The organism is Moraxella sp. K127 (assembly GCF_015223095.1).
Lineage (GTDB): Bacteria > Pseudomonadota > Gammaproteobacteria > Pseudomonadales > Moraxellaceae > Moraxella.
The window spans coordinates 1-25,588 of record NZ_JADFBZ010000001.1; the positions used below are offsets into that span (position 1 = coordinate 1).

Below are 25,588 nucleotides of genomic sequence, written 5' to 3' on the forward strand. Positions count from 1 at the left end.
ATGAAAAAAATTTGCTTGATTATTTATTTTGTTTTCGCTATAATCACATGAACTCATTTAAATGAGATACGATATTATTTATAAAGTAGTGTATCTCCCATTGATGAGTTAATCAACCTCACATTTTCTTTTATAAAGGTGCACATTATGGCTATAGATATTTTCTTAAAAATCGATGGCGTGAATGGCGAATCCAAGGATGCAGGACACAAGGATTGGATTGATGTTCATAACTTTACATGGGGTGCCAGTCAGCCTGCCACTCTAACCACAGGTGGTGGTGGTGGTGCGGGCAAGGTTAATTTCCAAGACCTAAAAGTAACAGCCGCTATTGATAAGGCAGCTCCTACCGTTCTCAAACACAGTGCCATTGGTCGGCACATCCCCAAAGTGGAAATCTCAGTTTGCAAGGCAGGTGGCGAACAGATTGAGTACTCTAGAATCACACTAGAAGACGTCATGGTAACTGGCGTTGAGTTCGTCGGTTCCAAGGACAATGAAGTTCTTTATGTGAATTACTCATTCCAAGCCGTCAAAATCAAAAACCAATACTGGGAACAAACCGAGCGTGGCGGTCGTGGTGCCGAAACTCAAATGGGTTACGACATCAAACAAAACAAAGCCATCGGCTAATCAGCCATTTCACCTTTTTAAAACACAACCTTATATTAATATTAGGTTGTGTTTTTATATCAGTATAGGTCACCTTATGATTATTGATAACATCACTCACCATATAGAGACACTCATTAGCCAGCTTAAAAAAGATCCCATGAACCTAAATGCCAGACTGGCACTCATTCAATGTTATTGCCTAGAGGCGGATTGGCAAAAAGCCTTGAACACCACCGATAATTTTCTAAAAATCCATAACGACCCACACGTCAAATCCCTACTTAAACAAAACATTCTTTGCGAGATACAGCGAGATGAAGTGTTTAAAAACACCAAAGCACCGCTTGCTTACCCTGATACAGCTTTTCATGACAATCAGACCCTGTTATTACAAGCCTTCTATGGCGATAACGATAATATAGTGGATATTTTCAGCCAGCTCATTGATGAGTGCGACTTTTGGGCAACCATCGCCACATATGACGAACAGAACTATCAAGATTCATGGATTGACAGTGATTTTAGATTGTCTAGTGTCTTTGAGATATTTGTGGATGCTCATTACTACTGGTTACCCGCCAATAACATCCGATCCATTCATTTTTGGCGACACGAAGTACTCACAGATATTTTGTGGCGACGTGCCAAAATAACCTTACAAAACCAACAGGAAATCTCAGCCTTTATACCTGCCAGATATCCTATTTTAACCGAGGTATCAGAAGACATCAAACAAAACAAGCGCACCCAATGGGAACAAATATCTAAATTATCATGGGCAAACGGTCAGAAGACATTGACATCAGGCGATGTGGATATCCCCCTGCTTGATATTGATGTCATCACAAGAGGGTAACTAATGGCAAACAATACCGCAAGTATCTATGACAGGCTCATGCAGTACACCTCTGGTGCTAGCATCTCTCACAGTCAGTTAAGAGAGTTTGTGATTCGGGATTTGCTCTCTTTATTAAATACCGCAAGTTACTACACAGACAATCACGCCTATTTTAGCCAAAACGAAACCTATCACTGCGTCATGAATTATGGCATACACCCCTTATCAGGTAAAAGAGCCTCAGAGATCAACTGGCTTGATGTAGAGAGCAACATCACCGCATCCATCAGAGCCTTTGAAAGTCGGATACTGCCAGAAAGCTTGGAGGTAAAATGCCTAACAAAGCACGCCGATGACATCCTACACAATCAAGTAAGCATACAAATCACAGGGCTAATACGCTCAAGCCCACATCCCGAGCGATTTGTATTAACCACCAAACTAGACTTAGAAACAGGCAGTTTTAACCCAACATAATATCTAGGAGCATGTCATGAACCGCAACTTTTTGGAAAAATACCATCAAGAACTAAAAAATTTTCGTGAAGCCAGTAAAGAATTTGCCAAAGAGCATCCTGCTGTGGCTGGACATCTTGGATTATTAGCACCAGAGATAGAAGACCCTTATGTTGAAAGATTGATTGAAGCAGTGAGCTTCTTAACTGCTCGCATCAATCTAAAAATCGATGAGCAATACCCCAAATTTCTAGAACACATCTTTCAAGTCATCCAACCAAGTTTTAATAAGGTCATACCCAGCTGTGCCATCGTCTCTTGTTACACCAATGAGAACACCCCCTTTATCATTCCTGCTCAGAGCTCCGTATTCACGCATGCCAAAAAAAAGAATACAGCTACCTGCAACTTTTCCACCTGTCATCCGCTACAAATCACTCCTTTTCACATCCAAAAAGTCAATTACATCAAGACCTTTAAAAACAATTACCTCTCCCAAGAACGCCAAAAAGCCAAATTAGACATCATTTTTAGCTTTCCAAAAACACTGTCCATTAAGGACATTGACTTTTCTTGTATCCATTTTTACATCAAAAATACCGACCATTATACCGCCACAGAGCTATTATATCACCTATCAACCAAAGCCACTTCTCTTAGTGTCGGTCAAAAAGACCATAAAAACATCTACTCCCCCAAAATTAAGCTTACTGGCATGGATTTTAATCTTGACATATCCAACGATAGAAAAATCAGCCATTTAAAAGATGTGGTGGAATACAGCATACTGCCTGAAAAGACCTTGTTCTTTACCATAAACGATTTACAGGCTATCATAATAGATTGCCTAAAACGACATAAAAAAACCTCCTCTGATGACATGGTGGAGTTTACTTTATCGTTTGGCTTAAGTGACTTTTCTGATAATATCGAAAAATATCTCACCCATGATTGTCTAGACCTAAACAGCATGATTATTAGCAATCATTTTATCAAAAAAACACGTTTTGTCATCAACCAAAATACCAACGAACAACACATCGTCATGGACAAAATCAGAGCCAAAGATTTTGAAATTATCTCCATAAAATCCATGGAAGGATTTAATTCAGTCAATACCAAAATAAAATCTTTTGAACCCATCTACAAAGTCGATGGTTATCACACCTTGGAGAGCACCCAAGATGTTGGATTTTATACTGACACCTATCGCTCAAACCAACTAGCCTCTACAAACAACTCCTACAAGGGTAATGAATGCTATGTTACCATCACTAATCAATATCAACACATCACTCAGCACGACCTAAATCAACTATCGGTTGAAGCTTGGTGTAGCAACCGAAGTCTGGTCAGAGACATCAGCTGGACGCTTGATGAAGATTTGCAACTTGATGACCGATTCAAGATTACCAAAATCGTTAGGCAGTGTCGTTTCACCGAACCTTTGGACTCACCCTCTCACACTGTCGCCCAGTGGCGACTGATGAATCTGATCGCCTCTAATTTCATCATTGATGATTTGAATAATGTAGAATCACTAACCAACCATATCAAAGACAGTCTGCTGACCATTCATGAAATGTCAAAAAATCAATCTTTTAAAGCACAGATTGATGCAATCATTAGCATTACAGCCTGCAAAACTCACGAAAGCCACAAACGCAATCGCAAGCTCATCCCCTTAAATGGCTTACATTTTGAAATCATCATAGATGAGGCAGTCATGAGTCATGCCCATCCTTATATTTGGGGCTGTGTTTTGCTCAGTCATCTAAAAGGGTATTCGCCCATCAATCATTTTACCAAACTAACATTACGCAATAAAAAGAATGAGATTATTGCCACATTGAGTTCTTTGGAGTAGTTATGTCATCTGATATCCCAGTTCAAGCAACCCCTTTAAACACCGATGACATGCAACTGTTTGCTCTACTTAGATATTTACATCTGCACGCCAATCTTACTAGAAACATCGGAGACGAGGTACAACTAACAGAGCACAACGTGCGATTTGGACAGCTCGCCAAACTATCATTTCAGGAGCGACAAGTACACCAAATCACCTCACAGGGTAAATTTCTCAAAGTCAAGATAAAAGGCTTTGGCATGCTAGGGGCAAACGGTGCCCTACCCTTGCACCTATCCGAGACGATTTATGAGAAGAATCTACACGAAAAAGATCATACCTTTAACGATTTTTTAGACATCTTTCATCATCGTCTAATCAGCCTATTTTATAAAGCGTGGCTTAGTTCAGAACCTGCGGTCATGCTTGACAATAAGAGCAATCCTCTATTTAGTGAGCACATCGCTGGCTTTGTTGGCAACCAGCCTTTGGCTGATGAAGGCATGGAGGGACTGTTAAAATACAGCCAGTTTTACTATTCTAGCTTATTACTCAATCAAAATATGCCCACACACAATCTCATTGAGATACTCAGTGGCTACTTTGATACACCCATACAGATAGAAGAAAATATTGGCGAATGGATTCCTGCCGAAGCACACACAACCACCCTTTCCTCTCAGCTTTTAGAGCCTTTAGGTTCAGGGCTTTTGATTGGCACACATTATTTTGATGCCACTCAAAAATTTCGAGTCATCATCGGGCCTGTGAGCACTGCTAAATATTTGGATTTTTTAAAAGGAGGACATCTATTTGATAAGCTCATCAGGTGGGTCGTCCGATACACCAAGCACAGCTATCAATTTGACATCAAAATCATTGTCGATAAAGACGACATCCGCCCCAGTCGCCTAGACACTTTGCACCCACTAGGGCGTAACAGTTGGCTTGGGCAACCCAAAGAAAACCCCCATGTCATCATAGATATTGATTAGGGCGTACTATGACTTTTATCATCGCCATACAAGCCAAAGACAGCATCGTGGTCGTCAGTGACACATCAAGTTTCTACATCACTGATGACGGTCGTATAAAGCCACACTCTCACAAGCGACTGCCCAAACATCTTATTAAAACCCAATTTATCAGAAATAGGAAAATTAAAGTTGACACCAAACCAACTAACAGCCAGTTTAGGTATTTTGGGTTGTATTGAAAAACAGGGTGGATTTTCTGAATGCGGGGAATTATTTATTGACAACATTAAAATCCAAGAATTTTGGCTGTCACTTGATAATAAAATTTATTACATACCACCAAAGAATATTGCAAACTCAAAGACAATAACTATAGATGGTATTGATTATAAGATTGAAAATGAGTTAACGATTGTTGGAAGTATGGCTGATACTTCGCATTCGTTATCCCAGCAATTTGAGAATCTAAATCAATTAAAGAAAGACTATGTCACAAGATTTGGTCAGGATAATGCCAATGTGATACTTATGAATGGGTTAAATAGATATTTGATTGTTTTGGAGCATATTCATACCTTAAAATGGAAACAGTCAGAATTTGCAGAATTTTATCAAAAGATTTCTGAGTCTCAATTAAATTTTAAGGATTCTGTCTAATGAGCAAAATTGACTATGTATTTTTTAAAGAGACGGGCGTACATAAAGTGATTTTAAAAGGAAAAAGGTTAGAATGACACCCATTTTGCAATATGGCATATATTTACCCGACCCTTTTAGTAGCACGGTTCACCGAGCATCTTTAGAAAAAATGGGAGATTTTGATGTGTGTATTAATGGGCAATGGTATGGCTATAACATTGGTACAAATGCCAATCAAGGACTGTCCATTCTTGCCAATGATGAGATTTATGGTATGCCCTCACCTGGTCTTTGGAGCATCTCTCAAACCCTTGATTATCAATGGATAGTAAAAGAAGGAGACCCAACAACACAGCATCATACAGGGATAGGGGGACTGTGTCCTTTAATTATTAATAGTCTGCTTTATGGAGAAAAAAATGTGTATACCAAAAGTGATTTAAAAGATATTATATTATATGGAGAGCCTAAACCAGAGCATAAAAAATATCTGTTGCAAAGAAGCTCTAAGAAATTTCATGATTTAAATCTGGCTTCAAGATCGGGACAAGTGGGCTTTGGTATCAAATCCAATGGTAATGTGGTGATATTTTTAGAGGAAGATAAAACCGCAAAAATGAGTTATTATGCATTTAGAGACTTATTTGAAGGTGAGGGCTGTATTCATGCCTTTGCTTGTGATGGCAGTGATTCTGTGTTTTTATATTTAAATAAAAAATGGAAAGTTAGAGCGGCTCTTCATAAAGACAATACCCAAACTTCTGGTATAGGATTTAGAATTGATGATTGATATTAAAATTTTATCACACGCCATTCTTATAGCTGCTTGGATTATTACCAATTTTTATTGGGTTAGTGTACTTCATACTCGTTCTTTATATGAATTTATTTGGGTTTGGTGCTCTAAATCAATATCTAATTTTTTTGAATTTTATTATCTTGGATTTTTATTAAATCTGATGGTTTTAACTCCTGTTGTTTATTTATTGTTGATTTTAAATAAAAAAGTAAAATTATTTTTATTAAAAAGATTTAAAATAATACTTTTTTCTCTTTGTTTTCTTGTGGTTTTATACAATGGAGACTTTATTATTTTTGATGTTAAATTTTATCCATTTAACCCCCATATTAATGAAACTGTCTATTGTGAGTATTTTAATTATTTTTCTGATAACTATTTACAATCTGGCGGTTGTGATGTTCCTGATTAATACTTAAGGTTATTTAACGTACAAGTGATGTTAAACTCTGACGCCATAAATACAAAAACCGTATTTATGAACACAATACAAACCACCACCGCCACCAATGCACAAAATCCCAATCACAATAAACAAACAGCAATCTGTCCTCACAATCAAGATGGAGCGATAGAAGTAGCGAAATATATTGTCGGCGAGATTAAGAGAAACGTAAAATCCTTGGTTGCTCAAAAAATTCGTTATCATAATACCGGAGAGATAGGAGCAGAATTACAAAGAGAGTTTGATAAGTCAAATGAGAGAATTGGCAAAATTAAAGACCCATTTGAATTCGGACAACCCATTCGTAACCCAGAAATCCAAAGAAACCCCATAATATCGCTTAAATTATGGCATGACATGGTTGATACGAATAAGCCTTGGGATCATAAGTGGCAGATAGTAACAGATGAAAAATTACTAAAAGTAACAGTACATAGACTAACTCCTAGAGGGGCATGTTCTCACAGCCATTATCATAAATATAAAAAATTTGATTATTTCTATGATATATGGTCAAATATTCACTATGGCTATGTTGGGCTTAGTGTTGGGTTTTCCGAGCAGGCCTTGCTGTCAGGATCTTGGGTGCAACAAGTTGGGAGTGATATTATATCTGCATTCAAAGAAAGAAGATTGCCAAGAGCAGATACCTTAGATGACAATACTGCAATGAAAATTGGCTTTGAGCTTTATAAAAAACGTGGTAAATTTGCTGACAAATTAACCCCTGAAGACATGTTGTATATTTTCAACACACCACAAAACCAACTACCAAACTCAAAACAAATCCATTGGTGCAACAATCCAAGCAACCCAAATAGGATTAAAAAATGAAAAAATTAAATTTAGTAAAATTAATAAAGAAATATAAAAAAACTTCTTTTTTTGTATTTTTAATATTTTTATTTTCAATATACAGTGAGTTTTCTTTATTTTATTATGATACAACTTTCAAGATATATAATAAAAGCAATCATCTAATTAAATATACAAAAGCAGAGATTCCCAATGTTATAGACCCTATGTTTAGTGACGAAGAATTATCAACCTTGAAATCTTACTATGATTTAACAAAACAGAAATCAATAACACTAGTATCTAATAGCAAATATTGGAGAAAAGAAAAAAGACGTTTGACTCTTAATTTCTACACTACGGATTTCATAGAGATGAATCACGCTAGCTTTATAGATGAACCCACATACCCCAACCAAAAACCTTCTTGCTCTTTTAAAATAGAAGTTGATCCTGATAAAACTGTGGTAACACCAACCTATAAGCGGTTTTGTAAAAAGCCGATGTATAACTATGAGAATTTTAATCCTTACAATCCAAAACACCAATCACAATCTTATTAACCCCATAACAGTCTGTTAGGCATTGTAGATAACATACCACAAAACCAACTACCAAACTCAAAACAAATCCATTGGTGCAACAATCCAAGCAATCCAAATAGGATTAAAAAATGAAAAAATTAAATTTAGTCAAATTGATAAAGAAATATAAAAAAACTTCTTTTTTTATTTTTTGCGTCACAACAATGTATTTATACGTACAATTATCTATATTTTTTTACGATACAGTATTTGAAATACACAATAAAACAGGCAAACAAATTTCTTTCTCAAATTTTCAATACAAACATAAAAATGAAGATAGTTTTGATTTTGAAGATGAGGATGAATATAAAAGTTTTAAATATTATTATGACATAAAAAGGAATGGAAAATCAAAATATTTCTTAAATCCAAAGTATCACCATGAACAAAATCAGGTTTACGTTTCTATTGAAATAAGATATGGCGGAAAATATTTAACTAACAATAATATTTATCAACGTTTTCATGTAAATTTTTCTACAAAACCAATAGAAAATCATCAAAAACCCTCCTGCTCTTTTAAAATAGAAGTCTATTCTGACAGAACTGTGGTAACACCAACCTATAAGCGGTTTTGTAAAAAGCCGATGTATAACTATGAGAATTTTAATCTTTATGATATTTAGGTGTGATATTTAGTATAATAGACCTCTTGCGAGATTAAGATTTTATCGAGCTTGTCAAAATTCTAAATCCAATAAATCAAGGTTTGCAAGCCAAAATTTTTGAATTTCGCAATAACTCTAATACAAAACAGCCATAGCTCATATAGACAAACTGAGCAACTCTGTAATAACCATCTTCAATCAAAATTCACTCCCCTATATTCCTTAAGTCTCAAACAACAAAAAAGCCCAAACCTTTCGATTTGGGCTTTTTAAAATTTGGAGCGGGAAACGAGATTCGAACTCGCGACCCCAACCTTGGCAAGGTTGTGCTCTACCAACTGAGCTATTCCCGCATATCAGCATTCGCTGTATGGGTGCGTATTATATAGCATTTTTGGCAGACGTCAAGCACTTTTTTAAAATTTTTTTTAAAAAGCACCCAAATTAGTAACAACTGATAAACTCACGAAACACCCAACCGATGTATCTATCAGTTCTGGCATTAAATACCAATGCCCATGGACGTCCTTTATCATCATAATCATACTCTGAGACATAGACAGTCGTACCATTTTTGACTTGCCCGATAACTTTACCGTTAGGCGTGGCACGGGCATTAAGCGGAGTGCCTGTCGGGTCGGTAACTTTGCAAGTTTGGGCAAATGCAGTGGTTGGCATGGCAAGTGCCATACTAAGTCCGATGGCGGTTAGGGTGGGAGCTAATAAAGATTTGATTTTCATAACAATGCTCAAAAAATAACTCAAAAAGACGTTTATTAATCTTTAAATTTACAACAAAACAGGGTATTTGTCAGCATAACACAAATACCCTGTCATTAACAACCAATTTAGCAAATAAACAACCGATTAATTATTCGCCATCACTTCCGCCACACGAATGACCTGCGTGCTGTATCCCATTTCGTTGTCATACCACACATACAAGGTTGCACGGTTGTCGGTGGCGATGGTTGCCTTAGCATCAAAAATCGCCACTTTTTCAGAACCAACAAAGTCGGTAGATACCGCCTCTGGGCTGTCTGAGTAGTCAATTTGCTCTTGCCACTGCTCGCTTTGTGATTTTTCTTTGATAAAGGCGTTTAGCTCATCAGCAGAACCGACTGCTTTGTCAAAGTTAAGGTTTAAAATCGCAAGCGAGACGTTTGGCGTTGGCACACGAATGGCGTTGCCTGTGAGTTTGCCTTTTAACTCAGGAATGGCTTTGGATACAGCAGAGGCAGCTCCCGTTGAAGTCATGACCATATTTAAGGGAGCGGCACGACCACGGCGGTCGGATTTGTGGTGGTTGTCTACCAAGTTTTGGTCGTTGGTAAAGGCGTGGACGGTTTCCATATGTCCGTTTACGATACCATAGGTGTCGTGTAGCACTTTTAGCGTTGGCGTGATGGCGTTGGTGGTGCAAGACGCTGCCGATACGATGGTGTCGCCCCCGATGGTGTCATGGTTTACGCCATAGACCACGTTTTTGATGTCGCCTTTGGCAGGGGCGGTGAGTAGTACTTTTTTCACGCCTTTGCTTGCTAGGTGCTTGCCAAGCCCTGCTTCGTCTTTCCATTTACCTGTATTGTCAATCACGATAGCATTATCAATGCCGTGGGCGGTGTAGTCAATCTCGCTGGGGTCAGAGGCGTAGATGAATTTGATAAAGCGACCGTTCACGATGATACCGCTATTGGCGTTGTCAATCTCCACCGAGCCGTCAAACCAGCCATGCACACTATCACGCTCCAATAGCGAACCACGCTTATCAAGGTCGCCGTCTCCTGCGGGGCGTACCACGATGGCTTTTAGTTGTAAGCCCTTATCAGAGGCAGGACGGCTCATAAGTAGACGTGCCAAGATACGCCCGATACGCCCAAAGCCATAGAGTACCACGTCCGTGGCAGGGATTTCGGTGCCATTGGCAAAATCGCTTGCTTTTTTACCTTCTTTGACCGCTTGTCCCAAATCGGCGGTGATATTGGTAGCGGTGATGTCTTTGGCAAGGGCAAGGGTGTCCGCCACGTCAAGTCCTGCCTTGGCGTGCTTGGCCAGAATGTCCGATACCGACAACGCCACGCGCTCACCAAAAAACAGAACATTGACGTTTTGGGTAGACAATTTGGCAAGGGCAACAAGCAGTTCTGTTGCTTGGGTTTCTTGGGTTTGGCGTTTGGTTAGGTGGTCTTGATAAATGCTCATATGCTGTCCTATCATGAATGAATGGAATGGATAATATAACAAAACACCCAAATTTTAAAGGAATTTGGGTGTTTTGACAAGGGTTATTTATTTTAAAAATAGGGGTATTTTTTAATTTACATACTATCCAACCACATCAAAATCTGCTGATTTGCTTGCGGAAACCGTTCATCACTTTGTAATAAAGTCATTTTATCAAGCCATAATAAAGCCTGATTATCCAAGCCAAATTTTTTGTCTTTAAAATCAAGATATTGGCTATCACTCAAAATAATATCATACACATATAGTCTAACTGCTTTATCTTCATAATCGTGATAAACTTGCCCAAGCTCACTCATCGCATTATTACTAATATCCAAGCCAAGCTCTTCACTCACTTCACGGATTAGGGCGGTTTGGGGTGTTTCATCTGGCTCAATCTTACCGCCAACAAATTCCAATTTACCGCCTTGATGTTGATGAGCATGACGGGTCGCCAGTAAAAATTCATCGCCATATCGCAATACCGCTACCGCCACAGGGGTGATTTTTGGAGAATTTTTGCCTTTGGTAGTCATATTTATACCTTTTATCAGAAAAATGGTCAAATTTATCAAATTTTGCAATTTATATTTGCAATCTTAGAAAAATTTGATATTATATCAACAAATGATAACTTTTATTGTTTGTAAAAATTTAGTGTTTAGATAAAATTATCATTTTAAGCTAATAGTTATTATCAGCCAGACGGCTCGGAAAAATATCCGCAACCCGTCCAATCATAAGGAAACTTGTCATGACCATGACCATCGCTCGTTATTTTAGCAACCGTGAATCCACTCGTCTGCCCACCCTGCATTCACAAAACTTATTCGCTTTGACCAAGGAAGTGCGGATTGAACATCAGGGCGAAGAATATCGCTTGCGTCTGACACGCAATAACCGCTTGATTTTAACCAAATAATTTATCAAAATTTTCATAAACTCCAAACCAAAAAGTACGCCCCTAATCGTGGTGTGCTTTTTGGTTTTTAGCAAATAGGTAAGGATAAATTATACCCCATTCCCAACTTTGTATAAGTGATTGACTTTTCAAGGGCGAATGTAATTCGCCCCTACAACTCTAAAAATAATCATTGAAAAATCAACAAGTTACCATTTTAAGTTGAGAATGAAGTAAATTATACTTATCCCATTATCCAACCTAAAACTTCCAACGATAAATCACATCAACCATGTTTTCAGCGGCAGATGTCGCCTGTACATAGACACGGCGGGTCAGCTGATATCGCATGGACAGTTCAGTCTCGGCATTAAATACGCCCACACCATAGCGGATATATAGGTCAGGCGTGATGTAGCCTGTAACATTAACATGCGTGTCGCTTGAATTACCTGACGCGTCCACCGTCAAGCTCTCAAAACCCAACGCACTGCCGATTTGGTTGGTAAGTCCACGTGTGCCTGACAAACCAAGGTTTAACCCTGCCGCCGCTAAGTTATTGGTGACCTGCGAGCGAAAACCTTGTTCGGAGATTTGACTGTCTGCCGATGGTGACAGTCGCCCTGTGATGATGGCGTTCATCGCTTGTTGTTCGGACAGCCCTGCGTTATTAAACACGCTAATATCTGGAGCATTTGCCGTGCCTTTGATGCGTACACCCACCGTTTGTCCTTCTATCTCTTTTTCAGCTTCGATAGATAGACGGGGGTTTAGCATATCGCCATTAAAGCGAATTTGGGCATAGTTGAGTTCGAGATTTTGCCCAATACCATCAATCTTGGTGCGTTCAGACACCTGTATCACGCCCCGGGCTTGGGTTTTTCCCTGTCCGCTTTGGGTCAGGTGCAACGCCCCTGCCAGTGGGAGTTTAGCACCAAAACCACGGAATGTCACATCATCGCCCAAATCCAGTCCGATGTCAGCATTGATACTCCATGGGGCTGACACTGCCAACACCTGTGCGACATTGCCCGACAGGCGACGGTCAAGCACCGACACATCAGGCGACTGAACCACGACATCGCCCTGTGCTTCGGGCGGGCGAATGGTCGCTGATGGTATGACCACCACGCCTTTGATGTCCACATAGCGAGATAAGGGCTTGACCACCACTTCAAGGTCGGGACTGACCTGTGCCACGACCATGGGGGGCGAGCTGATGGTCAAATCATCGGCGGAGAGATTTACTTTGGCTTGGAGTTCCTGTTGCCAATCTACCTGCCCCGTCAGCACGCCCTGCCCCTGCCCACCAACAAAATCACCTGTCAGTGTCGCTTGCGTGCCTGATACCTGAGCTGATAGGTTGATGTTTGTCAAATCCAAAGGCACATCCATGACCGCCAAATGCCCATCCGTCAGCTCAGCATTACCATAGAACAAGGGGCGAGACAGCGTACCGCCCACACCACCTTGGAGCGTAACGTTGCCCGATAGGGCTTTTAGGCTTGGCAAAAATGGACGCACCACCGCCAAATTAATGTCATTAACCACCACCGCCCCCGAGATGGGCTTGTCATCGGCGAATGGATTCATCAGCACATCAGCATAGCCTTCGCCTATCGTCCCTGCCACATCGGTGCGTAGTTTTAGCCCTGTGGGCGTACTTTGGGCGATGACCGAGATACGCTCATAGGGCATTTCCACATAGCCTGTATCATCGCCATACAGTCCCAGTCGTCCATTATCCGAATATAGTACAGCATTAATTTGGGGGTTGGCATTGCCTTTTTTATGACTGATTTTGGCTTTGCCATTTAACTTAGAATGCCAAAAGATATCACTGGGCATGGCAGGCGAGAGTACGGACGTATCAAGGTCTTGGATGACCAAATCCGCTTTGATTTCATTGGGGGTATAGACCAGCGTGTCTTGTAGGCACAGCGACCCTGTACCGCCTGCACGGGTTTTACTTGTCTGCCAGCAGTGCGGGGCGATTTGTAAGCTCTTATCTAGTCCTATCTTAAACTCGGTCGGCTGTCTTTGTGATAACAGCCCAAAGCGGGTCTCCATCCGCCCTTCGCCCAGTACGCCTTGGTAAGTCTTGGTTTGACTGTTAAAACCGCCCACCACTTTGGCACGTGCCTCCACCTGAGCATTTTTGGTCGTCAGTGCCAACTCGTGCTTATCCTGCGTGCCTTTAAAATCAAGCCGTGCCGACTTCACTACCCGTCCCATGGCGATGATGTCTGACACCTCAACTAATAGCTGACTGGGGGCATTGCCCAGATTGACAATCTTACCCACCAAGCTCGCCTTTTGGACAATGACATCCGCTGTACGCACGTCATTGGCATTTAAATCCACATAAATGGTCGGTAACTCGGTGCGATTATCCACCAAAATCACACCGCCTTTTATCGCCCCCCGAGCACTCGGAGTGAGCTGACTTAGGTCGGTAAGATTAAGTGCTGTGGTGAGATTTTGCTCATTGCCATGCATGCTTGCGACATTATCGCCCATGCGAACTTGGACTTTCTCGGCATTTAGCTTACGGATGATTTGGCGGGTTTGTCTGGTGTTTTGTTCCAACTGACGCTGAAAATCGGTAATGCTTTGCAAGTCAAAACTCTCAGGACTGGTTTTTAGACTGCCAATATATCCACCCAAATCATCAGGCAAATCAAACTCCCCCGACAGCGACCCTGTGGCAGTCACATCCTGCCCTCGCATGACACCTGTCAGAGCCAAGCCATCAATGGCGATACGCTGAATGTCCTTACCCCACCGCCCTGTCGTGGTAAAGCCCCCTGTCAGCTCGCTGTCCATGTCACGCACAAAGCGACCGATGTTCAAGGCATTCATTTTCGCCGTCAAATCCCACGCCATCTGCCCGATATCCACCGTCCCTGACGCTGACAGCTCACCTGCCCCCCCTGTATGCTCCAAGCGATGTACCACAAAGCGGTCATTCGCTCCGCTAACATCTACCATCAGCTGACCGTCTGGCACGTCATCATGAGCGACTTGACCGTCAAATTTGGCGGTAAGTTTGCCCAGTTTACCATCTTGATAACTGCCTGTGCTACTCATGTCGCCTGTGATGACAGCAAGCAAGCTCGTATTATCCACCACAGTAGACGTGTCTATCTCATCAAGTCGAGCCTTGATGTCCCAACCAATGCCTTGGGCGAGCGTCAACACCCCCGAACCTGACAGCCCGCCTTTGGGCGTGCGATAGTCTAGGGTGTTGATGTTCATCTTATCTAAGTTGCCATAAACCCCAAGCACAATATCGCCCGTGCCAACCTTGGGCAGTAGACTCTGACCAAATCTGCCCTTAAAATCGGCGGTAAAATGACTAACGTCCGCACCTGCCATCTGCACCAACGCCTTGCCCTCGCCTGATAGAGTCATGGTGCTGTCATCAGCAAGGGTCGCTGTCAAGTCCGAGCGAATGATGTTAATCTCATGCGACTGTCTTGTATGATTTGGCTCTTTGGGCGAGCTTGTGGTATTTGTCTTTGCCTTGGTATTTTGCCCATCTTCACGCATTCGCCCTGTGGCTAGGATGGTGCCTTTGATGAGTGAAAATGGGGTCTTATCAGGGATGTCAAAATACGCATTGGGCATAAAGCCATCGGTCGCCAAATCAAACTGCCAAGCCAACGGCGTGCTGGTTGTAGCAAGGTCAATCCGCCCTGTCCCCGTCAAGCCCCCAAGCTCGCCTTGATAATGAAAGTCCATCAGATGAATCCGCTCGCCCTTTTCGATATTGGCACGAATGTCATAATCCCCCACAGGGGCAACCGATAACGCCTTGACGTTTGCCTTGCCCTCAATGTAGGTTCGCCCCTCTTCTAGGCGAATGCTTGCCGTGCCGTGTGGGCTATTGATGTTATCAATGTTTGGCACGCCTGTTCGCACCAAGTTTTGCCAATCGGCATGAATCCGCCACGGGGCGTTAGGGCTGTCTTGGCTTTGGGCGAGCGTTGCCTGCACTCGCTCGCCATCTTTTTGGGCTAGGTCAAATGCCAAGCGAGTCTCATTGGTCGCCTTGTCCAGATAAAAATATTGAAAACTCAAAGCCCCATCTAGCACCATCGGCAGATACGCCTGATAGTCGGTGTATTCAACAGGCATGAACTCACGCACTCGCACGCCATCGCCACGCACCGTCACATCCATCATGAACTCATCTGACCACTCCATGTTGCCATCAGCATGGAGCTGTCCGCTCGGGGTGTCTGCCGTCAGTGTCTCGATGTCCATGCCACCATCACGCACCACGCCCCGACCATAATACCGACCGGTTGGTATGTCTCTACCTGTCAAGTCGGCATTCATGCGTAGCTCAATGCGTTCAACCACGCCATCAGCGGTAATTATCCCATCTTTTATCGTGATGTTCTGCTCCTCGGCATAGGGCAGAACGGCATGATTGACGTACAGTTTGGCACTAAATGGCGAGCCGTCATCTAGCCCTTGGGCGACGAACTCACCATGAATGTCGTGTTTGTTGTATTTACTGGTGACTTTGCCGTGCGTGCGTTTGAGCGTGCCTTTGGCGGTGGCGTGTAGCGTGTCAAAATACGCCTTATCCAAGGCGGACACCTTAACATCCGCCGTGGCGGAGAGCGGATAGTCGCCTGTCAGACGAATCTCGCCATTGACATTACTCACGCTCACGTCATGATTAAAGTCAAGACTCCCGCCTTTGATATGCACATCCGTCCCTACCCATTTGCCATCTGTCAAAGCAATGTCGTACAGATAAATGGCGTCTTTATAACCGCCCGTGCCATCACTTTGGATATAACTGACTGTGCTTGCGGTCGTGTTTTGTAGGCGTAGGCTAACGGGCAAATCAATGGTCGCATAATCAAACGGCTCGCCTGTGGGCGGTTTGTGGTTGATGATGTCAAGCTTATCAATGCTCGCTTCTGCCAAATGTACTTGACGGGCAAAGACCGCTCGCCAGCCCAATTTAACATAGGCTTGATTGACCTTTATTTCCATGTCTTCGCCTTGGGCGATGATGACATCATTCACCCACACACCCCCACGCAAACTGCCTTTGCCATAGGACAGCTTGGTGCCAGTCTCGGTTGCGATTTTTTCTAAAACAAATTTGGTGCCAGTCTCGGTGCTAATGGCATAAAACAGCAATGCAAAAATCAGCATAAGCACGATGACAATGGCGACAAACAGCCGAATGAGATACACCTGCCATTTGGGTTTTGGCGGTGTGTGTGATGGGTCTGTACCCAACTGATGAGGCAAATCCGTCCCTGCCTTATCATCAGGCGTGGCATTTTTAGGGTCGGTGGGCTTGTGGTCAGTCATGGCAAACAGTGGTCGTTAGGCGATAAAAATTATCATAAAAAATGATGCATTAAACCATAATTTGAGCAATTTTTCAATAAATCTCTTTCCAAACTAAAAATAAACCTTTATAAGTATTGGGGTTGAAGTTTTTAAAAATCCACAAAAATCGGGGTTTGGAAAGAAGTCTAATGTAAAATCAACGTAAAATCAATCATCATAACAAATAAGAATATATGCCAAATTTGAACATACAATAAAAAATTGCTCACTTAAAAATCAATACTTTACAGCTTTATATGGGACAAATTGCAATTTGCCCTTACAAATCCATCCAAAGACATCATCCATTTACAATACTCACGAATATTTCAAATGCAAATTTGAACGGACTTATCATTTAAATTTTTAAAAAGGAGCCCCGATAAAGAAGTGCAATTTCACCGATTTATCTTTTTCTCCCACGCCCGTTGCCACATCCAGTCGCACCTGTCCTACCGGGGAGGCATAACGCACACCCACGCCTGCTCCAACTTTGGTGTCATTTTTAAAATCCTTATCATAGGCATTGCCCACATCGGCAAATACACCCAATCTTAGCCCTTCTAGGACTTCATAGTTATACTCACCGCTTGCTACGGCTAAGGCTTGACCTCCTGTCAGATAACCTTTATCAGATAAAGGTGACAAGCTGTCATAGTTGTAGCCACGAATGCTTTGGTCGCCACCTGCAAAAAAGCGTAATTTATACGGTACAGCATTAAAGTCATCTGCCCACAAATAGCCCAAATTAAGACTGCCAATCAGCTGGTGCTGACGGTCTTTTCCATGGCTGTTATCACCAAAGCTATACACGCCACTTACCCCCGCTCTTAGTATTGCCATATCGGTATCGGTTAATAAGCCCTGTTTGCCAAGCTCTAATGAGTAGTGCTGACGATAACCTTTCATGGGATTTGCCAAATTATCCGCCACCATCTTATTCATGGCATAACCTAGCAGTAGTGCTTGTTGGGTAGGTTTACCATGTTCAAATTGCACTGGCAGATCCTGCCATGTCTCCCGTGGGGCGTTGGTTTTAAGCTCATCTAAACGATATTTTAGCGAATAGGTGCGATTCCAACCATTGTCTTTGACAAGATTACGGCTTAATCCTGTCTCTAAGGTTCTGCTGGACAAATCAAAATTCCCCACACCTTGATTAATTCTCTCCTCGTTATAGCCCAGTGATGCTTTGGCTTTATCATTTAAGGGGTGACCGATGGGGCGAGTAATGTAAGTATCTACACCTTTTTTGTTTTGTGATATCCGTACATCCGCTCCTGCTTGCATGCCATCACGGTTGAGTAAATTATGCTCAATCCTTGTGATAAATCTTGTGCCACTGTCTGACCCCCAACCCACACCGATTTGGGCATCTCGGGGCTTGTCCGACATCACAAAGACATACAGTGGCACTTTTTTGTCTTCATAGACATCCTGCCCACCTTTTCGCCCTGCCAGTACAGGCGATTCTACACCTTCGGGTAGCTCTGGCAGGACATCGCTGGACTCATCGGGCAGTATCATCTTAGCCACGCTACTGACCGCATCCGAGATACGCCCTAGGATACTGCGTGACTGCTTACTGCTGTCGGTGACAAGCAGGCGGTCATCAGGGGCGTTATAGAGTCGCTCGGCTTTTTGTTTGACCAACGCCAGTTTGTCGCTGATAATCTCACTTGTGGTAAAGTCAATCGGGTCGATGGTCGCCGTCACGCCATCACCCAAATCCACCGTCTGGCTACCATCATCCGTCTCGGCTCGGGCAGTGGTATTTTCAAAATTAATCCCCGTCTCTGGGGTCTGACTGGGTAGGACTATCTCGGTATTGACCGCATTAAAATAACCCGTGGCAAGTAAGTTATTGCTTAGGTTGCGTGTGGCGGTGCGATTATAGGCATCACCCATCTCAAAGGTGACCAGTTTGCGTAGCACTTCGGGCTTGACGGGCAGTTTGTCAGGGTCGGTCGTCAGCTGACCTGTGTTCTTATCCACGGTAAAAAACACCACATCATCAAAGCGGTATTGCTCGCCTGTATCATAGACCAAGTTCACGTCCGCCACATTATCAGGCAGTATCACGTCCGCAGAGTTGCTAAGCCATCTACCATCAAAATAACCATGCTCGCCACTGACTTCATCAATGATTGCCTTATTGTCTTCATATTTGCCATGATGAAAGACATCGCCCTGTTTGAGCGGAGCGTTGTCTTGGGCTTGGACATAGGCAGGGTCATCCGCCCCCAGACCACGCACATCCAGTACCGCATTATCCACAACGACAGGCTCGCCCAAATCATGCATGACCAGATTTATCTCGCCTGCCCCTGCCCGCTCTATGCTAAAATTTAAATCATAATAACCCACCGCTTGACCTGCGGTGATGACCGTCTGCCTAAGGCGTGCCACCGACGCCCCAAAGTCTGCCACACTCTCAGCACTAATCTCTTCTAAGGCGGTCACGATGTTGGCAAATGGTTCGGATTTTAGGGTTTTACGGGCGACTTTGTCGGCATTGTCGGTGGCTTTGGCGTTATTCATACGTCTTGCCATCATCTTGGCTCGCAGGGCTTCAAAGTCATCCAAACTCTCCACCGCCGTATTCCAGCCCACACGCTCGCCCCCGTGATAGACATTGACTTTTAGGCGAGTGACCGCTTCTACGCCGTCATTGAACAGGCGGCTGTACAGGCGTTTGATGAGATTTGGCGGTTTAATCTCATCAACGACGGCATCAGGACGTGGGGGCGGTGTGTTCGCTTCGTATTCGTACTCAGGCAAATAAGCGGTCGGGTCAAGCTCGCTTTGTGTCTCATCCTGCCCTGCGGTCACACTCTCATAAGTGGGCAATTTGGTAATGGCACTCTCGTCCAGCCCGATGGACGTCTTATCCGTGCCAAGCGTGGCAATGTCGCCATCTTCAATCTTGGCAAAACCATCTTCATGGCGGGTGTCGGCATGACTGACATCTGCTGTCTCATAAAAGCGGTTGTCCGTACTGGCATCTTGTAATTTTTTCTCAATCTCTGCCGTGGTCAGCATTTGACTGGCGGACATGTCTCCAAAAAACACATCATCAGGCAGACCATTCGCCAACATCTCTGTATCGCTCAGCTTGCCATTATTCATTCCATCATTATCTGTCTTGCTTGGCTCGCTATTGTTGGTCTCGCCTGCCATCTCAGACATGGACGCATCAGGGCTGACTGCGGGCGGTAAGGTCGGCAACTGACCAGCACTCGCAGGCAATGCCCCAACCCCCATCAGGGCATGCAAGCACAAGAGCAGGTGTGTTTTTTTGTGTACAGATACAACTTTTTTCATGATAAATTTTAAAAATTTTAAAAATCTCTGCTATTATAAACAACAACATTTCTATTATCAACACAAAGCATCATGGCATCCCAATTCTCTTTATTTAAAACTCGTCGTTTTAGTTCAATGTTTGCCACTCAGTTTTTAGGGGCATTTAATGACAACATATTCAAACAAGCACTCATCTTGGTGCTTACCTACACCGCCGCCGCCAAAATGGGGGTTGCGGTCAGCTTGCTTAACAACCTTGCCGCCTTGCTATTTATCCTGCCTTACTTTTTGTTTTCGGCATTGGCAGGGCAAATCGCCGATAAATACGAAAAATCACAACTCACCCAAAAACTTAAAGTATTAGAAATCATCATCATGACTTTGGCGGCGGTCGGGTTTGTCTTTGAGTTATATCCCTTGCTGTTTGTGGCGTTATTTTTGATGGGCACGCATTCTACCTTTTTTGGTCCTGTCAAATATGCCTATCTGCCCGAAGTCATGCACAAAGATGAGCTGGTCGGGGCAAATGGGCTGTTTCAGACGGGTACCAGTCTTGCCATCTTAACAGGCATGATGTTGGCAGGGGTCTTAACCCAGCTTGATAACTCGCTTGTGTGGATATCAGCAACCACCTTATTTATCGCCGTTTTGGGTTTTATTGCATCTGGCTTTGTGCCTGCTATTGCACCCCACGAACCCAACTTAGATATTGATTATCATATTTTTCGCACCAGTTTTGGGGTCATCAAATATTTATACAGTTTGCCGTTATTATTTTTTATCATTTTGGGCAATAGCTGGTTTTGGTTTTATGGGGCGACTTTTTTAACCCAAACCCCTGAGTTTAGTAAAGTGATTTTGCATGGTAATGAATCTGTGGTGATTTTATTATTGACCCTATTTTCTGTTGGTACTGCCATTGGGTCGTTATTATGTAAAACACTCACCAAAAACCAAATCAGCCTAAAACTTTTGCCCATTGGCATCATCGGACTTAGCTTATTTGCTGTGGATTTGTATTTGTCACTAAGTGGCATACATATCATCGCACCTGCCCATGGTACTTATACCATCAGTGAGATATTAAATCTAAATGGCACAATTCGGGTGTTTGCTGATTTGTTTTTATTGGGTCTATCAGGGGGTATTTATATCGTGCCATTATATGCCTTTATGCAGGCTTATGCCCCCATCAGTCATCGTTCACGTATTATTGGGGCAAATAATATCTTTAATGCGATATTTATGGTCGGCTCTGCCATCTTCTCTATCATCATTCTAACAGCATTAAAACTCTCCATTGCCCAACTGTTTTTAATCACAGGTATGATTAATGTCGTCTTTGGCATATTTTTATATTTAAAATTAACCCATCATAAAGACAGCATGGCAATGGCAAAAGACGGTGGTAGGATTTAAAACAGCGAAAATCTCATCAGCCCCCACTCATCATCATCGCCATATCAATGGCACGCCTAAGACTACTGCTGCTCGCCTGCCCTGTCCCTGCCAGCGTCAATGCCGTGCCATGATCAACAGAGGTACGCACATAGGGCAGACCCAAAGTAATATTGACCGTATCGCCAAAACCGTGCGATTTTAAGGGAGCAAGCCCTTGGTCATGATACATGGCAATCACCACATCCGCCGCCGCCAAATTCCGCTCGGTAAAGAGTGTATCGGCAGGCATGGCAAGACTGACATCCATGCCTTGTTTGGCAAATGTCTGCAAAACAGGGTTAATCACGGTCAGCTCTTCATCACCCAGATGTCCGTCTTCGCCTGCATGGGGGTTTAGTCCACAAACTAGGATTTTGGGGCGAGTTATGCCAAATTTATACACCATTTCATCGTGCGTGATTTGCACCGTTTGGCGAATCTCTTGGGGTGTGATGGCACTGGGTACGTCTTTTAGGGGGATATGCGTGGTTACTAGGGCAACCTTCATCTTGGCATTGGCAAGCATCATCACGACCTTATCCACGCCTGCTTTGTGCATAAAATACTCGGTATGACCGCTAAATTTATCGCCATTATCTAGGCACACCCCACCATCTATCATCACCGATTTTTGTAGGGGGGCAGTGATGATGGCACGAACTTGGCGAGTGGTGGCGAGCGTGTGGGCGATGTCAAGTTGAACCTTGACCATGCGGGCGTTATCGACATTTAGCACGCCTGCGACCACAGGGGCAGGGCAAGGCACATGGAGCAGATAGATAGAGCGTGGGGCAGATAGGTCAATCTCACCGATGTCATCTATCACTGCCATATCCGCCAGTATGTCCGTCTGTGCCTTGCTGTGTCTTTGTAGCTGTGCCACTCGCTCAGCAAAGGCGTGTTTGTCCGCACAGATAATCAGGGGCGTAGGCAAGGCGTGGGCGTGATGGGTCAGCGTATCGATGACGATGTCCATGCCAATGCCGGCAGGTTCGCCTGTGGTAATGAGTAGGGGTTTGGGGGGCGTGGTCTGCATATTGATGTCGTATGTGGATAAATGAGTCGTCTATTTTACCGATTAATCAATATTTTAAAAAGCACATTTTTGGGCTTTGTGGTAAAATTTACCACCATTTTTAAAAATAATCACCATGACCGAAGTTAGCACCCCAAAAGACACCAAAACCACCAATGATGACCTACTGACCCTGCAACCGCCACACAACATGGACATTGAGCGGGCGTTACTGGCGTCACTCATGAGTATTGATGATTCCTTTGAGAAAATCGATGGCATTGTCAAGGCAGAAGATTTTTATGGCGAGCGTCATCGGCAAATTTTTAATGCCATCAATCATTTATCACGGGTCAATCAACCTTATGATACGCTGATGGTGCATGACTTTTTGAGTCAGCAAAATCTACTTGCCATGGCAGGCGGGGAAGAATATCTTATGCAAATCAACCAAAGCCCTGCCACGCTCTTTAACCTAATCCCCTATGCCGAGCGGGTGCGTGAGTTCTCGGTCTATCGTCAGCTCATCAAATCCGCCAATACCATGCTCAATCTGGCGTATCATCCCAAAAAACAGACCGTGAGCGAGATTTTGGACGTGGTTGAAGCAGATATTTTTCGCATCAATGAAGACTACTCTCGTGGCACGGGCAAGCAAGGGGTTCGGCGAGTCGAAGACATCTTGCAAAGCGTGACTGACCAACTTGTTGAGATTAAAAGCCGTCAAGGCGGACTCATCGGACTGCGTACACCCTTTGAAGAGCTCAATAATAAAACCCAAGGCTTACAGCGGGGCGACCTGATTATTTTGGCGGCACGTCCGTCCATGGGTAAGACCACCTTTGCCATGAATCTCGCCCAAGAAGTGCTGGTGCAGGAGCTACCCGTGGTCATGTTCTCCATGGAAATGCCTGCCGAATCCATTCTCATGCGGATGATGTCAGGGTTTAGTAGCATTAACCAAAGCAACCTACGCTCAGCACAGATGAGCGAAGATGAGTGGGTGCGTCTGTCGCAGGCGATGACCTTTTTTCAAAACACTCATCTGTACATTGACGACCGTAACAACCTACCGCCATCCGAAGTCCGCTCCACCTGCCGACGTATCGCCAAGAACCACCCCGAAGGCTTGGGCATGATTGTCGTGGATTATTTACAGCTTATGAAAGTGCCGGGCATGGAGAACAACCGTGTCCAAGAGATTGGCGAGATTAGCCGAAGCCTAAAAGCCCTAGCCCGTGAGATGAACTGCCCTGTCATCGCCTTATCTCAGCTCAACCGTAGCCTAGAACAGCGTACCGACAAACGCCCGATGATGGCGGATTTGCGTGAATCGGGGGCGATTGAGCAGGATGCTGATCTCATTATGTTCATCTATCGTGATGAAGTGTATTATAAGGACAAGGCGGACAACAAAGGCTTTGCCGAGATTATCATTGGCAAACAGCGTAACGGCCCTATCGGCAAACTACCCCTTAGGTTTGTGGGTGAATACACCCGCTTTGATAATCTCATCGTTGGCGACAGACCCGATGATTATGAAGAAGAATGACAAATAAAATGACAAATAAACAGGACAACCCATGCGACACACCCACATCACCATAAGCCAAACCGCCCTAGCCCATAACTTGGGCGTAATCAAACGCCACACCCCCCATGCACACGTCATGGCAATGGTCAAGGCGAATGCCTATGGGCATGGGGTCGCCCACTGCCTACCTGCTCTCATGCAAGCAGATGCTTTTGGCGTGGCAAGTTTTGATGAAGCCCTGACGATTCATGAGCTTTGTGGGCAGTTACCCAAACGTATCATTCTCATCGAAGGCGTGTTTAGCCAAGATGAGTGGCTTACCGCCCAAACACACGGTTTTGAATGCGTGGTGCATTGTCAAGCCCAACTAGACTGGGCGTTATCGCACACGCCTGCCACAGACAACCCCACACGCACCATTTGGCTCAAATACAACACCGGCATGAATCGCTTAGGCTTTGGGCGTGATGACGTACTAGCCTGTGCCAAACTTTTACACGATAAGGGATATCGGCTGATTCTTACCAGTCATTTTGCCTGTGCTGATGACAAAGACCACCCTGCCAACGCCCTACAAATCCAGCGATTTGATGATGTGCTAACCACCCTAAAATCCTTATATGGCGATGTACAAGGCTCGCTGTGCAACTCAGCAGGAATCATCAACTTCCCCCACGCTCATCATGACTGGGTGCGTGCAGGCATTGCCTTATATGGGGCAAGCCCTGTGGCGGACAGCTCTGCCGATGAGCTCGGCTTATCCCCTGTGATGAATTTTACCGCCCAAATCTTTGCCACGCATGAGCTAAATATAGGTGAGCAGGTCGGCTATGGTGGGCTATGGAGTGCGGACAAACCCACTCGCATTGGCGTGCTAAGTGTCGGCTATGGCGACGGCTACCCCCGTGTGGTTACTGATGCTAAGGTGTCTATCGTCAAAGACACTCAAACCTATCTTGCCGACATTGTCGGGCGGGTCGCCATGGACATGATGATGATAGACATCACAGGCTTGCCTGTGGGCGTGGGCGATACGGTCATGCTGTGGGGCGATGATTTGCCTGCCGATAGTGTGGCACATTGGGCGAATACCATTAGTTATGAGCTGTTTTGTAAAACCACCAACCGCCCATATCGGGGTGTTGTGGCATAAGTTTATTTACCAATAAAATCGGTTAAGGCATTGCATTTTTA

The 25,588-nt window shown here is 43.7% G+C and carries 22 protein-coding genes and 1 tRNA gene; 16 read left to right on the forward strand and 7 right to left on the reverse strand.

Annotation, left to right across the window (positions count from 1 at the left end):
* The first annotated feature begins 147 nt into the window (after positions 1 to 147).
* The 12 genes from IM753_RS00005 (at position 148) to IM753_RS00060 (ending at position 8,626) form a co-directional block, all read left to right on the forward strand.
* Positions 148 to 633 (forward strand): type VI secretion system tube protein Hcp, encoded by a 486-nt coding sequence (locus IM753_RS00005; protein WP_062500990.1) that lies wholly within the window; start codon positions 148 to 150, stop codon positions 631 to 633.
* Between the two features lie 76 nt (positions 634 to 709).
* Positions 710 to 1,471 carry a type VI secretion system accessory protein TagJ gene (locus IM753_RS00010; protein WP_065255549.1) on the forward strand — a complete coding sequence of 254 codons (762 nt, stop codon included), beginning with the start codon at positions 710 to 712 and terminating at the stop codon, positions 1,469 to 1,471.
* A gap of 3 nt (positions 1,472 to 1,474) precedes the next feature.
* Positions 1,475 to 1,930 carry a type VI secretion system baseplate subunit TssE gene (locus IM753_RS00015; protein ID WP_062500995.1) on the forward strand — a complete coding sequence of 152 codons (456 nt, stop codon included), beginning with the start codon at positions 1,475 to 1,477 and terminating at the stop codon, positions 1,928 to 1,930.
* Between the two features lie 16 nt (positions 1,931 to 1,946).
* Positions 1,947 to 3,776, forward strand: a complete 1,830-nt coding sequence (gene tssF / locus IM753_RS00020) for a type VI secretion system baseplate subunit TssF (RefSeq protein WP_194108357.1) — start codon at positions 1,947 to 1,949, stop codon at positions 3,774 to 3,776.
* 2 nt (positions 3,777 to 3,778) lie between these two features.
* A complete protein-coding gene (gene tssG, locus IM753_RS00025; protein WP_194108358.1) occupies positions 3,779 to 4,753 on the forward strand; it encodes a type VI secretion system baseplate subunit TssG in 975 nt (324 codons plus the stop codon).
* Positions 4,754 to 4,761: 8 nt separating this feature from the next.
* Complete coding sequence (locus tag IM753_RS00030; RefSeq protein ID WP_065255552.1) at positions 4,762 to 4,974, forward strand: hypothetical protein; 213 nt, start codon at positions 4,762 to 4,764, stop codon at positions 4,972 to 4,974.
* Positions 4,925 to 5,392 carry a hypothetical protein gene (locus tag IM753_RS00035; RefSeq protein WP_156065041.1) on the forward strand — a complete coding sequence of 156 codons (468 nt, stop codon included), beginning with the start codon at positions 4,925 to 4,927 and terminating at the stop codon, positions 5,390 to 5,392. Before IM753_RS00030 ends, IM753_RS00035 begins: the two co-directional genes overlap by 50 nt.
* Before the next feature lie 73 nt (positions 5,393 to 5,465).
* Positions 5,466 to 6,164: a hypothetical protein gene (locus IM753_RS00040; RefSeq protein WP_194108359.1), complete on the forward strand. Its 699-nt coding sequence runs from the start codon at positions 5,466 to 5,468 to the stop codon at positions 6,162 to 6,164.
* Positions 6,157 to 6,585 (forward strand): hypothetical protein, encoded by a 429-nt coding sequence (locus tag IM753_RS00045; protein WP_194108360.1) that lies wholly within the window; start codon positions 6,157 to 6,159, stop codon positions 6,583 to 6,585. Before IM753_RS00040 ends, IM753_RS00045 begins: the two co-directional genes overlap by 8 nt.
* A gap of 27 nt (positions 6,586 to 6,612) precedes the next feature.
* The gene (locus IM753_RS00050) at positions 6,613 to 7,452 is read left to right on the forward strand and encodes a polymorphic toxin type 44 domain-containing protein (protein WP_083108361.1); all 840 of its coding nucleotides are present in this window, start codon (positions 6,613 to 6,615) and stop codon (positions 7,450 to 7,452) included.
* On the forward strand, positions 7,449 to 7,976 hold the full coding sequence (locus IM753_RS00055; protein WP_065255557.1) for a hypothetical protein: 528 nt from the start codon (positions 7,449 to 7,451) through the stop codon (positions 7,974 to 7,976). The genes IM753_RS00050 and IM753_RS00055 overlap by 4 nt, the downstream gene beginning before the upstream one ends.
* Before the next feature lie 110 nt (positions 7,977 to 8,086).
* The gene (locus tag IM753_RS00060; RefSeq protein ID WP_194108361.1) at positions 8,087 to 8,626 is read left to right on the forward strand and encodes a hypothetical protein; all 540 of its coding nucleotides are present in this window, start codon (positions 8,087 to 8,089) and stop codon (positions 8,624 to 8,626) included.
* A gap of 259 nt (positions 8,627 to 8,885) precedes the next feature.
* Here IM753_RS00060 and IM753_RS00065 read toward each other — a convergent pair.
* From IM753_RS00065 to IM753_RS00080, 4 genes are all read right to left on the reverse strand, one after another.
* Positions 8,886 to 8,961: transfer RNA gene (locus IM753_RS00065), tRNA-Gly, on the reverse strand.
* Positions 8,962 to 9,052: 91 nt separating this feature from the next.
* Positions 9,053 to 9,349, reverse strand: coding sequence for an SH3 domain-containing protein (locus IM753_RS00070; protein ID WP_065255559.1), 297 nt, complete (start codon positions 9,347 to 9,349; stop codon positions 9,053 to 9,055).
* 126 nt (positions 9,350 to 9,475) lie between these two features.
* A complete protein-coding gene (locus tag IM753_RS00075) occupies positions 9,476 to 10,810 on the reverse strand; it encodes a glyceraldehyde-3-phosphate dehydrogenase (RefSeq protein ID WP_065255560.1) in 1,335 nt (444 codons plus the stop codon).
* Between the two features lie 116 nt (positions 10,811 to 10,926).
* Positions 10,927 to 11,370, reverse strand: a complete 444-nt coding sequence (locus IM753_RS00080; RefSeq protein ID WP_062500229.1) for a (deoxy)nucleoside triphosphate pyrophosphohydrolase — start codon at positions 11,368 to 11,370, stop codon at positions 10,927 to 10,929.
* A 224-nt stretch (positions 11,371 to 11,594) separates the two neighbouring features.
* Between IM753_RS00080 and hemP the strand changes: the two genes are divergently transcribed.
* On the forward strand, positions 11,595 to 11,756 hold the full coding sequence (gene hemP / locus IM753_RS00085) for a hemin uptake protein HemP (protein WP_227514671.1): 162 nt from the start codon (positions 11,595 to 11,597) through the stop codon (positions 11,754 to 11,756).
* 240 nt (positions 11,757 to 11,996) lie between these two features.
* On the opposite strand, the gene IM753_RS00090 is transcribed toward hemP, so the two are convergent.
* On the reverse strand, positions 11,997 to 17,078 hold the full coding sequence (locus tag IM753_RS00090; protein ID WP_065255561.1) for a translocation/assembly module TamB domain-containing protein: 5,082 nt from the start codon (positions 17,076 to 17,078) through the stop codon (positions 11,997 to 11,999).
* A gap of 387 nt (positions 17,079 to 17,465) precedes the next feature.
* On the reverse strand, positions 17,466 to 20,423 hold the full coding sequence (locus IM753_RS00095) for an autotransporter assembly complex family protein (RefSeq protein ID WP_227713027.1): 2,958 nt from the start codon (positions 20,421 to 20,423) through the stop codon (positions 17,466 to 17,468).
* A 72-nt stretch (positions 20,424 to 20,495) separates the two neighbouring features.
* Here IM753_RS00095 and IM753_RS00100 point away from each other — a divergent pair, with 72 nt between their 5' ends.
* A complete protein-coding gene (locus tag IM753_RS00100) occupies positions 20,496 to 21,824 on the forward strand; it encodes an MFS transporter (RefSeq protein ID WP_194108362.1) in 1,329 nt (442 codons plus the stop codon).
* Positions 21,825 to 21,840: 16 nt separating this feature from the next.
* On the opposite strand, the gene pdxA is transcribed toward IM753_RS00100, so the two are convergent.
* Positions 21,841 to 22,881 carry a 4-hydroxythreonine-4-phosphate dehydrogenase PdxA gene (gene pdxA, locus IM753_RS00105; protein WP_194108363.1) on the reverse strand — a complete coding sequence of 347 codons (1,041 nt, stop codon included), beginning with the start codon at positions 22,879 to 22,881 and terminating at the stop codon, positions 21,841 to 21,843.
* A gap of 115 nt (positions 22,882 to 22,996) precedes the next feature.
* Here pdxA and dnaB point away from each other — a divergent pair, with 115 nt between their 5' ends.
* Both dnaB and alr read left to right on the forward strand, forming a co-directional pair.
* Positions 22,997 to 24,412 (forward strand): replicative DNA helicase, encoded by a 1,416-nt coding sequence (gene dnaB / locus IM753_RS00110; protein WP_062500053.1) that lies wholly within the window; start codon positions 22,997 to 22,999, stop codon positions 24,410 to 24,412.
* A gap of 31 nt (positions 24,413 to 24,443) precedes the next feature.
* Positions 24,444 to 25,547, forward strand: a complete 1,104-nt coding sequence (alr, locus tag IM753_RS00115; RefSeq protein WP_065255565.1) for an alanine racemase — start codon at positions 24,444 to 24,446, stop codon at positions 25,545 to 25,547.
* Positions 25,548 to 25,588 lie beyond the last annotated feature (41 nt).

Excerpts from the sequence above, each read along its gene's own strand:
- IM753_RS00005 (WP_062500990.1), top strand. The coding sequence starts at position 148 with ATGGCTATAGATATTTTCTTAAAAATCGATGGCGTGAATGGCGAATCC.
- IM753_RS00010 (WP_065255549.1), top strand. The coding sequence starts at position 710 with ATGATTATTGATAACATCACTCACCATATAGAGACACTCATTAGCCAG.
- IM753_RS00015 (WP_062500995.1), top strand. The coding sequence starts at position 1,475 with ATGGCAAACAATACCGCAAGTATCTATGACAGGCTCATGCAGTACACC.
- tssF (WP_194108357.1), top strand. The coding sequence starts at position 1,947 with ATGAACCGCAACTTTTTGGAAAAATACCATCAAGAACTAAAAAATTTT.
- tssG (WP_194108358.1), top strand. The coding sequence starts at position 3,779 with ATGTCATCTGATATCCCAGTTCAAGCAACCCCTTTAAACACCGATGAC.
- IM753_RS00030 (WP_065255552.1), top strand. The coding sequence starts at position 4,762 with ATGACTTTTATCATCGCCATACAAGCCAAAGACAGCATCGTGGTCGTC.
- IM753_RS00040 (WP_194108359.1), top strand. The coding sequence starts at position 5,466 with ATGACACCCATTTTGCAATATGGCATATATTTACCCGACCCTTTTAGT.
- IM753_RS00045 (WP_194108360.1), top strand. The coding sequence starts at position 6,157 with ATGATTGATATTAAAATTTTATCACACGCCATTCTTATAGCTGCTTGG.
- IM753_RS00050 (WP_083108361.1), top strand. The coding sequence starts at position 6,613 with ATGTTAAACTCTGACGCCATAAATACAAAAACCGTATTTATGAACACA.
- IM753_RS00055 (WP_065255557.1), top strand. The coding sequence starts at position 7,449 with ATGAAAAAATTAAATTTAGTAAAATTAATAAAGAAATATAAAAAAACT.
- IM753_RS00060 (WP_194108361.1), top strand. The coding sequence starts at position 8,087 with ATGAAAAAATTAAATTTAGTCAAATTGATAAAGAAATATAAAAAAACT.
- IM753_RS00070 (WP_065255559.1), bottom strand. The coding sequence starts at position 9,349 with ATGAAAATCAAATCTTTATTAGCTCCCACCCTAACCGCCATCGGACTT.
- IM753_RS00075 (WP_065255560.1), bottom strand. The coding sequence starts at position 10,810 with ATGAGCATTTATCAAGACCACCTAACCAAACGCCAAACCCAAGAAACC.
- IM753_RS00080 (WP_062500229.1), bottom strand. The coding sequence starts at position 11,370 with ATGACTACCAAAGGCAAAAATTCTCCAAAAATCACCCCTGTGGCGGTA.
- hemP (WP_227514671.1), top strand. The coding sequence starts at position 11,595 with ATGACCATCGCTCGTTATTTTAGCAACCGTGAATCCACTCGTCTGCCC.
- IM753_RS00090 (WP_065255561.1), bottom strand. The coding sequence starts at position 17,078 with ATGACTGACCACAAGCCCACCGACCCTAAAAATGCCACGCCTGATGAT.
- IM753_RS00095 (WP_227713027.1), bottom strand. The coding sequence starts at position 20,423 with ATGAAAAAAGTTGTATCTGTACACAAAAAAACACACCTGCTCTTGTGC.
- IM753_RS00100 (WP_194108362.1), top strand. The coding sequence starts at position 20,496 with ATGGCATCCCAATTCTCTTTATTTAAAACTCGTCGTTTTAGTTCAATG.
- pdxA (WP_194108363.1), bottom strand. The coding sequence starts at position 22,881 with ATGCAGACCACGCCCCCCAAACCCCTACTCATTACCACAGGCGAACCT.
- dnaB (WP_062500053.1), top strand. The coding sequence starts at position 22,997 with ATGACCGAAGTTAGCACCCCAAAAGACACCAAAACCACCAATGATGAC.
- alr (WP_065255565.1), top strand. The coding sequence starts at position 24,444 with ATGCGACACACCCACATCACCATAAGCCAAACCGCCCTAGCCCATAAC.